The organism is Aliiglaciecola sp. (assembly GCF_039982535.1).
In the GTDB taxonomy this organism is placed as follows: Bacteria; Pseudomonadota; Gammaproteobacteria; order Enterobacterales; family Alteromonadaceae; genus Aliiglaciecola.
On sequence record NZ_JBDWYG010000039.1, the window covers coordinates 1 to 15089 of the forward strand.

Here is a 15089-nt window from a genome sequence, read left to right on the forward strand (position 1 = left end):
CTTCCTAGTTCCTATACAAGTCACCGTAACTAACAAATACCAAGCTGTTTTTCTTAGGCATTCGAATTTAAGCGCAAACCTTAATGAAACGATCATTAAATTTAAGCAAAAAAAAGCGCCGAAGATAAAATCTTCAGCGCTTTTGATATCGTTAGTATTAGAGATTTAAGTCTGCTCTCAGACTCAAATCCTATACGTCTAGGTTAGCTACTCTTAACGCATTTTCTTCGATGAAGTTACGTCTAGGTTCCACTTGGTCGCCCATTAGTGTGGTAAACAATAAATCTGCACCTATGGCATCTTCAATGGTTACCTGTAGCATTCTACGATTATCTGGGTCCATTGTCGTTTCCCACAATTGGCCAGGGTTCATCTCACCCAATCCTTTGTATCGCTGAATATATTGTCCACGTTTTGATTCAGACATTAACCATTCCAACGCACTAACAAAATCAGAAACAGGTTTGGTTTTCTCACCGCGCTTAACGTAAGCACCCTCTTCCATAATGCCGTTGATTGCTGCATTAAGCTCTTTGATTTTTGTGTATTCAGTTGAATCTACAAAGTCGTGATCAAACTTATATTCAGTATCAATACCATGCTGACGCAAAATAATGGATATGTAATGACTACTGCGCTCTACGTCATCTTTAATTTCGAAGCTATATGTAGCTCCATCAGATTCGTCGTCAGATAAAGAAGCAATGTAAGTTTTACCGAAAGCTTCAAGCTTTGCAGGGTCATTAAGGTCAGACACTTCTAAAATATCACTATAGATCAGTTGATTAACTAAAACCTTAGGGTATAACCTACTGATTCTATTGATCATTTTAACAGCTAAATGGTATTGATTAACCAAGTTTTCCAATGCAACTCCAGAGATACCAGGTGCGTCAGAATTAACATGTATAGAAGCGTCAGATAATGCAATTGACGTTAGATAATTGGTCAACGCATCGTCGTCTTTAAGGTATTGTTCTTGTTTACCTTTTTTCGCTTTATAAAGCGGTGGCTGTGCAATGTAAATATAACCACGCTCTAGGATTTCTGGCATTTGACGGTAGAAGAACGTTAATAGCAATGTACGAATATGGCTACCGTCGACATCAGCATCTGTCATGATAATGATTTTATGATAACGCAGTTTTTCAGGATCATACTCGTCACGACCAATACCACAACCTAATGCAGTAATTAAGGTAGCAACTTCCTGAGACGAAAGCATCTTATCAAAACGCGCTTTCTCAACGTTAAGTATCTTACCTTTCAGTGGCAATATCGCTTGGTTCTTACGGTTACGTCCCTGCTTTGCAGAGCCGCCCGCTGAGTCCCCTTCCACTATGTAAAGTTCAGAGTTAGCAGGATCTTTTTCCTGACAATCTGCCAATTTACCAGGCAATCCAGCTAAGTCTAAAGCACCTTTACGGCGAGTCATTTCTCTCGCTTTTCTAGCAGCTTCTCGAGCACGAGCAGCATCAATAATCTTACCAATGATGATCTTACTTTCAGATGGATTTTCTAAAAGGAAATCTGTTAGGGCTTCACCCATAGCAGTTTCAACAGCAGGTTTAACTTCAGAAGAAACCAGCTTGTCTTTGGTTTGTGAAGAGAATTTAGGATCAGGGACTTTAACGGAAATAACAGCCGTTAAACCTTCTCTTGCATCGTCACCACTTGCATTGGTTTTGGCTTTTTTGTTTAAGCCTTCTTTTTCCATGTAGTTATTTAACGTTCGAGTTAATGCTGCACGGAAGCCAGCGAGGTGACTACCACCATCCCGTTGAGGGATATTATTTGTAAAACAGAACACGTTTTCGTTAAAACTATCATTCCATTGCATGGCCACTTCAACAGAAATGCCATCTTCCCTTTCTGAAGTAAAATTGAAAATCTTGGAATGAACAGATGTTTTAGCTCTATTTAAGTACTCAACAAAAGCTAAAATACCACCGTCATATTTAAAGTGGTCTTTTTTACCATCTCTGTCATCAGACAAAACAATGGAAACACCTGAGTTCAAGAAGCTTAATTCTCTTAATCGTTTGGCTAGGATATCGTAGTGATATTCCACATTGGTAAAGGTATCTTCACTCGGCCAAAAACGAATTGTAGTACCCGTAGTTTCAGATTCACCAACGGCTTTTAAAGGTTCTTGAGGCACACCATGAACATACTCTTGTTCAAAGACTTTACCTAAGCGACGGATTTTCATAGTCAGTCTTTTTGATAATGCATTTACAACAGAAATACCAACACCGTGCAATCCACCGGAAACTTTATAGGAATTGTCATCGAATTTACCACCGGCGTGAAGTACTGTCATAATAACTTCAGCTGCGGAGACACCCTCTTCTTCATGTATTTCTGTAGGAATACCACGACCATCATCCGATACAGAAATAGAACCATCAGTATGAATTTTGACATTAATTTCCGAACAGTGACCAGCAAGGGCTTCATCGATGGAATTATCAACCACCTCAAAAACCATGTGGTGCAAACCTGTACCATCGTCTGTATCACCAATATACATACCAGGTCTTTTTCTTACTGCATCTAATCCTTTAAGTACTTTAATACTCGAAGAATCGTAGTTATTCTCTTCTGCCATTTGATTAGTTCTCCTCTCTCATATGGCCATGTTCCACGTGAAACATTTTCTTGTTTTTGTATTTCTCTATAAACAGTAATTGAGATTTTTCAATTGCTGTTATAAAAAGCTGTGTTTCATTTTCTAGTAATTTATCTATAAAAGATTCTCGCTTAGTCTCATCCAACTCAGCACCAATATCATCCAATAGAAACACACAAGACTTTTTTGTCTGACTACTTAGGTGCTGTATTTGAGCAAGTTGTAATGCCGCGACTAACATTCGCAGTTGACCGCGAGATAAGGTTTCTGAAACTTCAACGCCATTGCATTTCAGTTTGAGATCAGCCTTGTGCGGACCAACGCTTAGATAACCATTTCGACAATCTCTTTCATATTTTCTGCTAATCGACTCTTCAAGCGAAGCGTCTTTTTCCCAACCCCTATGATACGAGATTTCCACCAAAAACTCAGGTAGAAATTGCAATAAATTGGCATTTATATGCGCCAAAATGCTATCTAGGTAAGCTTTTCTTAATTCTGTAAGGTGGTTTCCTACCTTTATGATTTGTTTGTCCCAGAATTGCATCTGAGTGCTATATTCGTAACTGTTCGTCAAGGTGTTTTTTCGAAGAAGCGCATTCTTCTGTTTTACTAATTTTTGGTACTCTTGGGACGTTTGTATAAAGGATGGTTCCACGTGGAACAATCCCCAATCTAAAAATCGTCTGCGTAAAGATGGACTGCCAATAATTAAATCTGAACTTTGGGGAGTAAATATTTGAATGGGAACGTGGCTTACCAGTTCCGACATTTTATTGGATTTATTGCCATTCACACTAACCAATAAAGAATCGTCATTTTTACGAGACATTCCAAGTTTTAATGAATTCTTAGAATCTGATACAACGCTAAAAATGCTAAATTCAGGGGTATCGTATTGAATGACATTTTTATGTTTAAGAGTTCGAAATGAACGGCCAAAACCTAAGTAGTGGAGAGCCTCTAAGAAAGAAGACTTACCACTACCGTTTTGACCAAATATAAAATTCAACGAAGGCGAAGGTGAAATGTCAACATTTTGCAGATTTCGAAAATGTTGTATCTGGACTTTGTCCAGCTTCATATAAAGATGTTTCCTAAATAACGACTACAGTCTCATGGGCATTATGACGTACAGAGCCGAGTCATCAGCAGCATCTTCTATCAAAGCACTACTATTAGAATCCGCTAAGGAAATCTTAACGTTTTCAGAACCCAAAGAGTTAAACACATCAATTAGGTATGCAACGTTAAAACCGATTTCCAACTCCCCATCCCCTTCATAAGAAACATCAACAATTTCTTCTGCTTCTTCTTGCTCTGGGTTATTGGCGGTAATCTTCAATTCATTTTTAGAAAGGTTTAAACGTACGCCTCTAAATTTTTCATTAGACAAAATAGATGCCCGTGAGAAAGCATTTTTAAGAACGTCTTTGCTGGCCTCAATGATTTTATCGCCATCTTTAGGAAGCACTCTGCGATAATCTGGGAAACGACCATCAACTAATTTACTAGTAAAGATGAAATCAGTGGAAAAAATTCGAATATGATTTGAACCTAATTGCACCTTAACCAAATTGTCATCAGCTTCGATAAGGCGACTTATTTCCAAAACTCCCTTGCGAGGAATAATAACCTGGCGACTAGGTAATGGAGATGCAGTGTATTTCAAACGACACAAAGCCAATCTATGACCATCAGTGGCAACAGTACGAATAATATCTTCTTCAGTTTCAAGACTCATTCCATTCAAATAATAACGGACGTCTTGCTGTGCCATTGAAAACTGTGTGCTTTCAATTAAATGTTTAAGGTTAGCTTGGGAAATTTCAAACTCAGTTTCCCCTTCCCAATCTTCTAAGTTTGGATAGTCGCTAGCTGACAATGTAGATAATGAATAACGACTACGACCGGAACGAATTAGAGCTTTATTACCATCAACTTCAAATTTAATTTCGCTTTCATCACCTAAACCACGGCAAATATCAAAAAGTTTTTTGGCAGGAACTGTAATTTCGCCTTCCTCAAATTCCCCTGTTAAGGTCACGTTAGAGATTAGCTCTACCTCGAGATCCGTACCTGTTAGCCAAAGTGAACTATCACTGACTTTAATGAGTACGTTGGATAATATCGGTAAAGTATGACGTCTCTCTACAGCACCAGAGACTAATTGAAGAGGTTGAAGAAAGTTTTCCCGACTGATGGTGAATTTCATTTATAAGCTCGTTTTTTATTTTAAGAAGATAATGTGCGAATAAGGTTCTGATAGTCTTCTTTTATATCATGACTTTCATCTCTTAGCTGTACTATTTTTCTGCATGCATGCAAAACAGTAGTATGGTCCCTTCCACCAAAAGCATCTCCAATTTCTGGAAGGCTATGGTTGGTTAATTCTTTCGCTAACGCCATTGCCATTTGCCTTGGTCTAGCAACACTGCGACTGCGCCTTTTTGACAAAATATCTGCGATTTTAATTTTGTAGTATTCAGCTACCGTTTTTTGAATATTATCAATAGTAACTAACTTTTCCTGAAGTGCTAACAAATCTCGAAGTGCTTCACGCACAAAATCTATTGTTATCGCTCGACCTGTAAAATTCGCATTTGCAATAACACGATTTAGTGCACCTTCTAATTCCCTTACGTTTGAACGTAAACGTTTAGCAATGAAAAATGCGACTTCATCAGGCAAGTTGATTTTATTCTCTAACGCTTTGCGATTTAGAATTGCTACCCGAGTTTCTAGCTCAGGCGGTTCGATGGCAATGGTTAATCCCCAACCGAAGCGAGATTTTAGACGATCTTCTACCCCATCGATTTCTTTTGGGTATCGATCAGAGGTGAGAATGATTTGTTGATTACCTTCTAACAACGCATTAAAGGTATGAAAAAACTCTTCCTGCGAACGCTCTTTATTAGCGAAAAATTGAATATCATCTATTAATAACGCATCCACCGAGCGGTAATAACGTTTAAAAGATTCAATGGCATTATTTTGTAATGCTTTAACCATATCTTGAACAAAACGTTCCGAATGCATGTACACCACGGTAGCATTTTTCTTTTTAGCAATAATGCCATTACCCACGGCGTGCAATAAGTGAGTTTTACCTAAACCCGTTCCGCCATAAATAAATAATGGGTTGTATGCACCACCTGGATTATCAGCCACCTGAGTTGCCGCGGCTCGTGCTAATTGGTTTGATTTACCCTCGACAAAGTTATCAAACTTGTAGGTAACATTAATATTACTCTTGTGGGCCTGACTAGATACAGTCGCCTTCTGATTAAAGTCCTTGTTATCAGGTTTTTGCGGTTCGGCACTTCTTTCATTAACTGGAGGTTGAGCACCATTATCTCTGGATGTATTAGCTACACCATTATTAGCAGCAGATTGGTTATTTGAGGTGTTGTTATTATTTGACGAAAAGTTTGCACCTTGTCTAGCTGTAACTTCCAATAACAAACTGGGCGCATCAGTACCACAAAACTCTTCAAGCAGTTGGGTGATTCGGCTGTGGTATTTATCGCGTACCCAATCTAGTACAAATCGATTAGGAGCAGACAAAGTTACGTAGAGATTATCTTCTGAAACTTTTAGCGGTCTTATCCACATACTAAATTCTTGCGTAGAAAGATCGTGTTGAAGACGATCAAGGCATCTATTCCATAAAGACATTAAAAGAAGTCCGTCACGAGGCCATTACAGCCCGTTAAAAGTTAAAATAACTCGATAATTGAAAGCACCCGACTAAGTGTGAATTGTCCAATTATTGTTCTTGTTTTAGCCCTTTTATGTAAAGGGTTGTGAATTATCTCGCATTCCCCCTACCAAGTGCAATACTGAATTGAACTTAATTTACTAAACAGGTGACAAATACCACCCATATCATTGTTTTTATTATATATTTTAAAATATTATAAAAATTAAAATACACTCAACTTTATTTTATTTCGATTTAAAGGTGGATAAAAATAATCTATTAAAATCACTATTTAAGAAAAATAGATTGGTAGTTTGTGGATAACATCAACTAAAATAAACCAGTTATCAACAGTTAATAATTTTTTTATAAAAATAAACTCAATTAATTTAACGATCTTCGCGATCAATGATTGACAAGCGCTATAAATATCTCTAGTATTCCGCATCCTTTTTGAGCGCAATGGTTAAACGTCTATTGAAGTTCATTTTGTATTAACCTTTATGTATCGGGACTAGGTCATGAAAAGAACATTTCAACCAAGTAACTTAAAGCGTAAGCGTTCACACGGTTTTCGTGCCCGTATGGCGACAAAGAATGGACGTAAAGTCCTTGCTAATCGTCGTGCTAAAGGCCGTGCTCGTTTATCAGCCTAATTTCTCAAAGTGAGTGAAAATTCGTTTTCTCGGGAGCTAAGACTTTTAACTCCCACTCACTTTGAAAAAGTCTTTCAAAAAGCCATACCCTCAGTTTCACCTCAACTCACTGTGTTAGGCCGTTTTAATCAGCTAGATCATCCTAGGCTGGGTATTACTATATCCAAAAAACGCGTCAAAAAAGCCCACGATAGAAATCGCATTAAACGTCTTATCAGAGAAAGTTTTCGCATGCATCAACACCAATTGCCAAACACTGATATAGTTGTTGTCGGAAAAAGTGGCTTAGACACAATGACGAATCAACAAATCACATTGTTGTTAGGAAAATTATGGAAAAAGCTCTCAAAGCGTTGCGCGCAATCCCAGTCTGGTTGATTCGTCAATATCAGCGATGGATTTCTCCTATGCTAGGGCAAAATTGCCGATTCCATCCAAGTTGTTCTCAGTACGGTATAGAAGCAATTTCCAAACATGGGTTTTGGGTAGGAAGCTGGCTAACAATTAAAAGAATGAGTAAATGTCACCCCTTACATCCAGGTGGTATTGACCATGTACCGGAAAATAAGGCGAAAAAACACGAATGAACTTATCATTTGCCTCATTTGCCTATACTATTTCGCCCTGTAAAAAATGAGATGTAATAAATACGTTCATAAATAGACTAATCTATTTGTGAAAAGCTAAATGCGATAGTAAAAAATCGCAAAATTGAACACGTAGTTAAAGAGTATTATATGGAATCCCAACGCAGTTTTTTGATAATTGGCCTAGCATTGGTCAGTTTTCTATTATGGCAAGAATGGCAAAAGGACTATGGTCCTCAACCAGTTCAACCTGCTCAAATAGTTGAACCCGCCCCTTTGTCCACTCCTAGTTCTGATTTACCCCCTTCGACTATTATAGACGACAGCGGTGATGTACCAGAATCGACAATAGTTGAAAGTGTCAACCCAACGGCCACGCAAACTAACTCTGTGGTTCATGTTTTATCAGACACCTTAGACGTATTAATTGATACCCGCGGCGGTGACGTAGTTTCAGCCAATCTTCGTAAGTTCCCTGTTACACAAGGATCTGACGATTCATATAGCTTATTACGCCCAGACGCAGTTAGTTTGTATATTGCTCAAAGTGGTTTAGTTGGCAGAGACGCAATTGATTCGAAAAAAGGGCGTCCAGCTTACGTAGTGAGTCAACAAGAATTCGTTATGGAAAATGCAGAGTTGGTAGTTCCTTTAAAATGGACATCTGCTGATGGTGTGGTCGTAACGAAACGATTCATTTTCACTCCAGGTCACCACGACGTTAAAGTCGAATACGAAGTGGTTAACGGCAGCTCACAGGTTAAACAATACCAACAATACGGTCAGTTAAAACAAGCTATTGAAGGTACTGAAAGCAGCATGTTTATGCCTACCTATCGTGGTGGTGCGTTTTCTACACAAGATGACCGTTATTCAAAATTCTCTTTCGATGACATGGAAGATGAAAAACTAAATGAAACAACCGTTGGTGGTTGGGCTGGCATGTTGGAACATTACTTCGTTTCTGCCTGGGTACCACCTCAAGAAGACACTAACCAGTTGTACAGTACAGTGGTTCAAGCTCGATACGCTGCTATTGGTTTCAAAGGCGCACCTGTAGAAGTAGCACCTGGTGATTCAACTACCATTTCAAGTACTCTTTACATGGGTCCTAAAGACCAAGACGCTTTGGCTAAAATAGCCCGCGGTTTAGACCTTACGGTTGACTACGGTGTTCTTTGGTGGATTTCTCAACCTCTGTTCGCGTTACTTCAGTTTATACAAAGTATCGTCATTAACTGGGGTCTAGCCATTATCATCATCACTATTATTGTTAAAGGGGCGATGTACCCGCTAACTAAAAAGCAATACGAGTCTATGGCTAAGATGCGTAATTTAGCGCCTAAAATGGCACAGCTAAAAGAACGTTTTGGTGATGATAGACAGAAAATGTCTCAAGCCATGATGGAAATGTATAAAAAAGAGAAAGTAAACCCTATGGGTGGCTGCTTCCCTCTACTTCTACAAATGCCAATCTTCTTAGCTCTTTATTGGGTACTATTGGAAAGTGTGGAACTCAGACATGCTGACTTTATATTCTGGATCACAGATTTATCCGTTAAAGACCCCTACTTTGTATTACCCGTACTAACCGGCTTGAGTATGTATTTGTTGCAAAAACTGCAACCAATGACCATCCAAGACCCAATGCAACAGAAAATAATGCAGTGGATGCCAGTAGCAATGAGTTTATTCTTCTTCATTTTCCCTGCTGGTTTGGTTTTATACTGGTTGATCAGTAACGTGATTACCTTGGTACAAGCTAAAATTATTTACTCGTCCATGGAAAAGCGTGGATTAAAAGCCAAATAAAGCGTGTATGGCATTAAATAAAATTGAAAGCCCGCCATTGCGGGCTTTTTTGTCTATGTTTACAGGTTTACAATATACCCAAAATTCGTACAGGAGAAATAAATGCCCTCTTTTGATATTGTTTCAGAAATCGACATGAACGAAGTTCGCAATTCAGTCGAGAACGCCAATCGTGAACTCAGTACCCGTTTTGATTTTAGAGGGGTGGAAGCCTCAATAGAATACAAAGATGAATCAGTAGTGCTAACAGCTGAAGGTGACTTTCAACTTCAACAACTAACAGACATGCTACGTAATGCCTGTTCTAAGCGTAAATTAGATACTAATGCCATGGATCCGCAAGATACAGTACGAAGCGGCAAGACACACCGTCGCACCGTTAAGTTCAAGCAAGGTATTGAGCAACCTATCGCGAAAAAAATTGTGAAGTTGATTAAAGACAAAAAAATGAAAGTACAAGCTAGCATTCAAGGCGATCAACTTCGCGTGAATGGTAAAAAGCGTGACGATTTACAAGCAGTAATGGCATTACTTAGAAGTGAAGATTTAGGTCAACCATTGCAATTTAACAACTTCCGCGACTAGTCAGGCAATACTATTTTGGAATTACCAACTGATACTATTGTTGCTCAAGCCACAGCTCCTGGCCGTGGCGGTGTGGGCATTGTTAGGGTTTCAGGTCCCCTAGCAACAACCGTTGCCATAGAATTGCTAGGCAAAGAGTTAACGCCCAGAAAAGCAGAGTATTTGCCTTTCTTAGATGAACACAAACAGACCTTGGACCAAGGGATTGCGTTATTCTTTGCAAATCCCCATTCGTTTACCGGTGAAGACATACTCGAACTGCAAGGTCATGGTGGTCAAATTATTCTAGATTTGCTGATAAAGCGAATACTAACAATACCCAAATTACGTATGGCAAGGCCGGGAGAGTTCAGTGAGCGAGCTTTTTTAAACGATAAGCTCGACCTAGCCCAAGCAGAGGCCATAGCCGACTTAATTGATGCTAGTTCAGTGCAAGCTGCTAAAAGCGCCATGCGGTCGTTACAAGGCGAATTTTCAGCCCAGATCCACCAGCTGGTGGAAAAAGTCATTCACTTAAGAATGTATGTGGAAGCCGCCATCGATTTTCCTGAAGAAGAAATCGATTTTTTGAGTGATGGCAAAGTGGCAAATGATCTCAGCGACATCATTACCCAAATGAAGAATGTTAAACAACAAGCTAAACAAGGTAGTTTGTTACGAGAAGGCATGCAGGTGGTAATTGCAGGTAAACCCAATGCGGGTAAATCGAGCCTACTCAATGCCTTGGCCGGACGTGATGCAGCCATAGTAACGGATATTGCAGGCACCACTCGCGACGTGCTTAAAGAACATATCCACTTAGACGGCATGCCACTGCATATTATTGATACCGCAGGACTCAGAGAAAGCGAAGACAAAGTAGAACAAATCGGCATCCAGCGAGCCTGGCAAGAAATACAGAAAGCCGACCGCGTGTTATTTATGTTAGATAGCTGCGAAAGTGACGAAAACGATCCCCATAAAATTTGGCCTGAGTTTATGCAAAAACTGCCTAAAAATATGGGCCTTACTTTGGTCAGAAACAAAGTGGATTTGTCGGGGGAGTCAGTCGGCTTTGAACAACATGGCGATACCCCAGTCTACCGAGTATCAGCCAGTTTAAATCAGGGCATTGACGCCTTAGCTGAGCATCTCAAACAATGTATGGGGTTTGATCAAAGTTCTGAAGGACAATTCATTGCCAGAAGAAGACATTTAGATGCTATAGAACGAGCAGCAGAGCATTTAGAGATTGGGCAACAGCAACTCCATGACCATATCGCTGGCGAAATTCTGGCCGAAGAGCTGCGGTTAACCCAGCAAGCGTTAAATGAGATTACCGGTGAGTTTAGTTCAGATGATTTGCTCGGACGTATTTTTTCTTCTTTTTGTATCGGTAAATAAAAGGCAATAACATGGCAAATTTTGAAATCATTGTAGGTACTATGTTAGGAGCAAGCGAATATGTTGCCGATGCCTTACTAGAAACCTTGGAAGCTAACGGACATAGTGCAACAACCCATTTAGATCCTGATATTGCTGATATCCCCAATAGCGGCAATTGGTTAATATGCACCAGCACCCATGGGGCCGGAGAATTACCCGATAATATCCAACAATTTGCCAAACAAATTAAACAAAAAGCATTGCATGATGTGGAATTTTTAGTGGTTGGTTTAGGTGATAGTAGTTATGACACTTACTGTTATGGTGCCAAAACAATGCAAGAACTATTACTAAACAGTGGAGCAAAATTACTGGCTCCAGCAATTCATATTGATGTACTCAACCACCCCATCCCTGAAGAACCTGCCGTAGAATGGCTAACCTCCTACTTGCAACAAATTTAGTTTAGGTATTATGAATTCATCGGAACAAGCGGCACTCACCCAAGCACTTAGCAACGACGCTAGAGTCTTGTATTTGCTCGGCTTGCGTCCAATTGCAGATGAAAAAACAGGACTCACAGCACCGCTGAACTACAAACAATTAATTGCACTTTTAAATGGTAAAAACAACGAGTTTACCTTGGGAAGGCAAATTAATGGGCTGATTAAAGAACTAGTAAAACACCAGCTAGTTGAAATTGAACCAGACGCTTCATTAGATAAAAGCTTCAATCAACAATGTATTCGGTTACCGCTGCTAAATATTAAACAAGACGACTACCCTAGCCTTCATTTACAATGGAGTGGCATGACAGCAAATTGGAAACCCCATCAGGCTGCATTTGAAGATTTAGCGTCTCTAATTGGGATTATTGATAAAGACTACAGCCAGCATGAATTAGGCGAATTTATTGCCTACTGGATGGGTCGACCTGAACTACAATTTAGTCAATATCAATGGACTCAGAAATTTGTTTTTCAGATAAAACAAAGGCGAGTTGCCAGTGGCGTTAAAAATGTGCAAAAGGTAGGCAACCAGTGGGTCACACCTAAAGCCGGTGTTGAAGCTGACGATAACGCCAAGCAATTAGTGGCCAAATATAGTAAAAAGCAACCATAGAAGAGCGGAAATACGTGGACAGTATCAAACAAAAATTAGATCAATTGGCGAGAGCTTTAGGTAAAACCAATGTTCCTGATACCTATACTGACTACAAAGAGGTGCGCGCCCAATACGAGCGCTTAGCCAACGAAGACGTCAAAAAAATGCAACAAGAAGCCAAACTAAGACGTATTCAAGAAATCCACGGACGCTCTGATCTCAACCCCAAATGGAATTTCCAAACCCTGATAGAAGACAGTGATGATGTGATTGAAGCGGTCAGTATTGCGCAATCATTTATTGCCGCACATGATGATCCCATTTGGCGCTCAAGTGGCTCCCATATGATGATTTTCTATGGTGATTATGGCCGCGGAAAATCGCATATAGCAGGCGCAATAGCCCACCAGCTCATCGACCAATATGAAATATCAGTATTGTATAGACAGCTTTCAAGCTTGTTAGAAATGCGCTTCTTTTCTTATGATTACAATGCAACAGATAACGTGGCAGAGCAGTTTAGAGAAATACAGAAAGAACTTTTAGACGTAGATTTATTAATTCTCGACGAAGTCTGTGTTAACGAAACTATGCTGAAAAAGAACACACAAAGTTGGTTGGGAAACCTGTTACGTCAACGCTTGGTTAATCATAAAAATTGTATATTGATCACCAACCACAATTTAGCTGAATTGGAAAATGCATTGGGTAAGTATTGTTTTGAATCAATCAAAGAATATGACACATACAAAGTGAAATTTTCTGGTCCTAGCCGCCGCAGAGAAATTATCCCTCAAGCTCCAGAGCCGATGAATGTTAGCAGTGGTTATCAACCCAACCAGGTGAAATAGCAAACTGTGGTCAGCTCTTCACTATTTACCCCAGCAATGGAACGAATGGAGCGCTAGCCACAGGAACAGCTACATTTTCTCCTGTGCATTAGGCGTTGAGTTTAATCCAGACTTAGTACTTTTTCTGCGGTGTATTCATTGGTGATGAGTCCGTTAATCATCTTAGATCTCAGGGCTCCAAGGATAGCATCGACTTTATCCTGACCGGCAGCAATACCAATCACTGGTTTATCAGAGCTTACCGCTAAAGGAGTGCTGGCCACTCTATCATTTACGGCACAATCCAATAACTTACCATTGCGGTCAAATACCCAACTAATGATCTCGCCGACCGCACCTTTATTCTGTAATTCTTTAAGCTCATCTTTGGTGATAAAACCATCCAACATCAACGGCGAATTAATACCAAGATTACCAATTCCCACGAAAGTCACATCTGCATTAGCCGCTAAGGCCAAATTACTGGCAATATTACGTTGTGAATGTAATTGTTCTTTTTCTTCTTTACTGCGAGGCAGCACAGGTAAGGGCATTGGATAATGTTTGGCCTTAATATGCTCTGCCATACGCACGACAACATCGTAAGGTGAAGCAGAACCATCTAGTGCCATATTTCCCAGCAACGCGACAATCTTATGTTGCTCACAGTCCAAAGATGATAGCTCATCAACACAAGCCCGCAATACCCGACCCGTTCCCATGGCAAGCACTTTAGGTTGACTGGATTTTAAGAACTTTTCTATTTCATCGGCACCGGCTTGAGCTAATCCTAAGGTAGAATCCGAATCGTCACTAGGCACGACTTCACAACTAATCAATCCGAAGCGATCTTTAAGTTTAACGGCCAAGTCCATGCATTTTGCTATGGGATGATCTAAGCGTACTTTAATTAATCCCTTACTTACTGATAAAGCCACCATGCGTTGGGCAGATTGACGGGAAACATTAAGTTTTTTAGCTATTTCGTCTTGCGTTTGGCCGGCAACATAATACAACCAACCGGCTCGTGCAGCTTCATCTAGCTTGCGCATTTCAGCATTTGTTAACTTAACCACTTTTACCTCTTTTAACTCGCCATTGGTTTGCTTGAACTGAGTGAAGGCAGCAATTCAAATAATTGCTGCCATTCAAATATGGTCGCCACATTATTAGCAATATCCGCTTCTAATAAACCTTTATGTTTTAAATGACTTGCACCGGCGTACTTAATAACCTGCATGTTCGCCGCAATCGCACCTTGAATTCCTGCTTGGGAGTCCTCTATAACTAAACAGTTTTTCGGTTCAACACCTAATTTCGATGCAGCATGTAAGAAGATATCAGGAGCAGGTTTACCATTTTTCACCTCTGAAGAAGTAATTACTCTATCGCCAAAGAAGTCCGTCAAACCTATGGTTTCTAATGCAAATTTAACCCGTTGAGGACTGCTGCTAGTAGCAACACAACTGTTAATATGCAACTTAGATAACATCTCTTTAAGGCCATCAGTAGGCACTAATTCTTCAGCAAAAACCTGTAACAAAGCCTCTAAATAACTAGCACGAAACTGCTCAGTTAGCTGCACAGAATAATCAATCAATACCCGTTCAGTAACAGATTTAAAGCTTTGTCCGAGAAAATATGTATCGAAATAATTATCAGAGATACTCACGCCAAGCTCTTCAAGCATTGCTAGCAACACTCGCTTACTAAGAATTTCACTATCAATTAAAACCCCATCGCAATCGAAAATAACCAATTCAATTGAAGACTGTGAAAGCGAGGTGTTGATTTGAGACATGACAGTATTACCAT

The 15089-nt window shown here is 39.8% G+C and carries 15 protein-coding genes; 9 read left to right on the top strand and 6 right to left on the bottom strand.

The features are described from left to right. Positions 1-190: 190 nt before the first annotated feature. From gyrB to dnaA, 4 genes are read right to left on the bottom strand one after another with little or no spacing between them, the layout of a single operon-like run. Entirely contained in the window at positions 191-2611 is a 2421-nt protein-coding gene (gene gyrB / locus ABJV04_RS11580) for a DNA topoisomerase (ATP-hydrolyzing) subunit B (RefSeq protein ID WP_348491674.1), read from the bottom strand. 4 nt (positions 2612-2615) lie between these two features. Then, the gene (gene recF, locus ABJV04_RS11585) at positions 2616-3716 is read right to left on the bottom strand and encodes a DNA replication/repair protein RecF (RefSeq protein WP_348491675.1); all 1101 of its coding nucleotides are present in this window, start codon (positions 3714-3716) and stop codon (positions 2616-2618) included. A 24-nt stretch (positions 3717-3740) separates the two neighbouring features. Next, on the bottom strand, positions 3741-4847 hold the full coding sequence (dnaN, locus tag ABJV04_RS11590; RefSeq protein ID WP_348491676.1) for a DNA polymerase III subunit beta: 1107 nt from the start codon (positions 4845-4847) through the stop codon (positions 3741-3743). Positions 4848-4867: 20 nt separating this feature from the next. After that, positions 4868-6310 (bottom strand): chromosomal replication initiator protein DnaA, encoded by a 1443-nt coding sequence (gene dnaA / locus ABJV04_RS11595; RefSeq protein ID WP_348491677.1) that lies wholly within the window; start codon positions 6308-6310, stop codon positions 4868-4870. 546 nt (positions 6311-6856) lie between these two features. On the opposite strand from dnaA, the gene rpmH reads away from it, so the two are divergent. The 9 genes from rpmH to ABJV04_RS11640 all read left to right on the top strand — a co-directional run bounded on the left by rpmH (position 6857) and on the right by ABJV04_RS11640 (position 13295). After that, a complete protein-coding gene (rpmH, locus tag ABJV04_RS11600; protein WP_008842504.1) occupies positions 6857-6991 on the top strand; it encodes a 50S ribosomal protein L34 in 135 nt (44 codons plus the stop codon). A gap of 9 nt (positions 6992-7000) precedes the next feature. Further along, positions 7001-7369 (top strand): ribonuclease P protein component, encoded by a 369-nt coding sequence (gene rnpA / locus ABJV04_RS11605; protein WP_348491678.1) that lies wholly within the window; start codon positions 7001-7003, stop codon positions 7367-7369. Beyond that, the gene (gene yidD, locus ABJV04_RS11610) at positions 7324-7578 is read left to right on the top strand and encodes a membrane protein insertion efficiency factor YidD (protein ID WP_348491679.1); all 255 of its coding nucleotides are present in this window, start codon (positions 7324-7326) and stop codon (positions 7576-7578) included. The genes rnpA and yidD overlap by 46 nt, the downstream gene beginning before the upstream one ends. Positions 7579-7728: 150 nt before the next feature. Further along, the gene (gene yidC, locus ABJV04_RS11615) at positions 7729-9390 is read left to right on the top strand and encodes a membrane protein insertase YidC (protein ID WP_348491680.1); all 1662 of its coding nucleotides are present in this window, start codon (positions 7729-7731) and stop codon (positions 9388-9390) included. A gap of 102 nt (positions 9391-9492) precedes the next feature. Next, a complete protein-coding gene (locus ABJV04_RS11620; RefSeq protein ID WP_348491681.1) occupies positions 9493-9975 on the top strand; it encodes a YajQ family cyclic di-GMP-binding protein in 483 nt (160 codons plus the stop codon). A gap of 15 nt (positions 9976-9990) precedes the next feature. After that, the gene (gene mnmE, locus ABJV04_RS11625) at positions 9991-11358 is read left to right on the top strand and encodes a tRNA uridine-5-carboxymethylaminomethyl(34) synthesis GTPase MnmE (RefSeq protein ID WP_348491682.1); all 1368 of its coding nucleotides are present in this window, start codon (positions 9991-9993) and stop codon (positions 11356-11358) included. 11 nt (positions 11359-11369) lie between these two features. Then, a complete protein-coding gene (mioC, locus tag ABJV04_RS11630) occupies positions 11370-11804 on the top strand; it encodes an FMN-binding protein MioC (protein WP_348491683.1) in 435 nt (144 codons plus the stop codon). A 10-nt stretch (positions 11805-11814) separates the two neighbouring features. After that, positions 11815-12462 (top strand): DnaT-like ssDNA-binding domain-containing protein, encoded by a 648-nt coding sequence (locus tag ABJV04_RS11635; RefSeq protein ID WP_348491684.1) that lies wholly within the window; start codon positions 11815-11817, stop codon positions 12460-12462. Positions 12463-12476: 14 nt separating this feature from the next. Continuing rightward, positions 12477-13295, top strand: a complete 819-nt coding sequence (locus tag ABJV04_RS11640; protein ID WP_348491685.1) for an ATP-binding protein — start codon at positions 12477-12479, stop codon at positions 13293-13295. A gap of 101 nt (positions 13296-13396) precedes the next feature. Here the strand turns inward: ABJV04_RS11640 and ABJV04_RS11645 are convergent, their stop codons facing one another. Together ABJV04_RS11645 and ABJV04_RS11650 are read right to left on the bottom strand one after the other, a co-directional pair. Then, on the bottom strand, positions 13397-14350 hold the full coding sequence (locus ABJV04_RS11645) for a sugar-binding transcriptional regulator (protein ID WP_348491686.1): 954 nt from the start codon (positions 14348-14350) through the stop codon (positions 13397-13399). Between the two features lie 11 nt (positions 14351-14361). After that, on the bottom strand, positions 14362-15075 hold the full coding sequence (locus ABJV04_RS11650) for an HAD family hydrolase (RefSeq protein ID WP_348491687.1): 714 nt from the start codon (positions 15073-15075) through the stop codon (positions 14362-14364). Between the last annotated feature and the right edge of the window lie 14 nt (positions 15076-15089).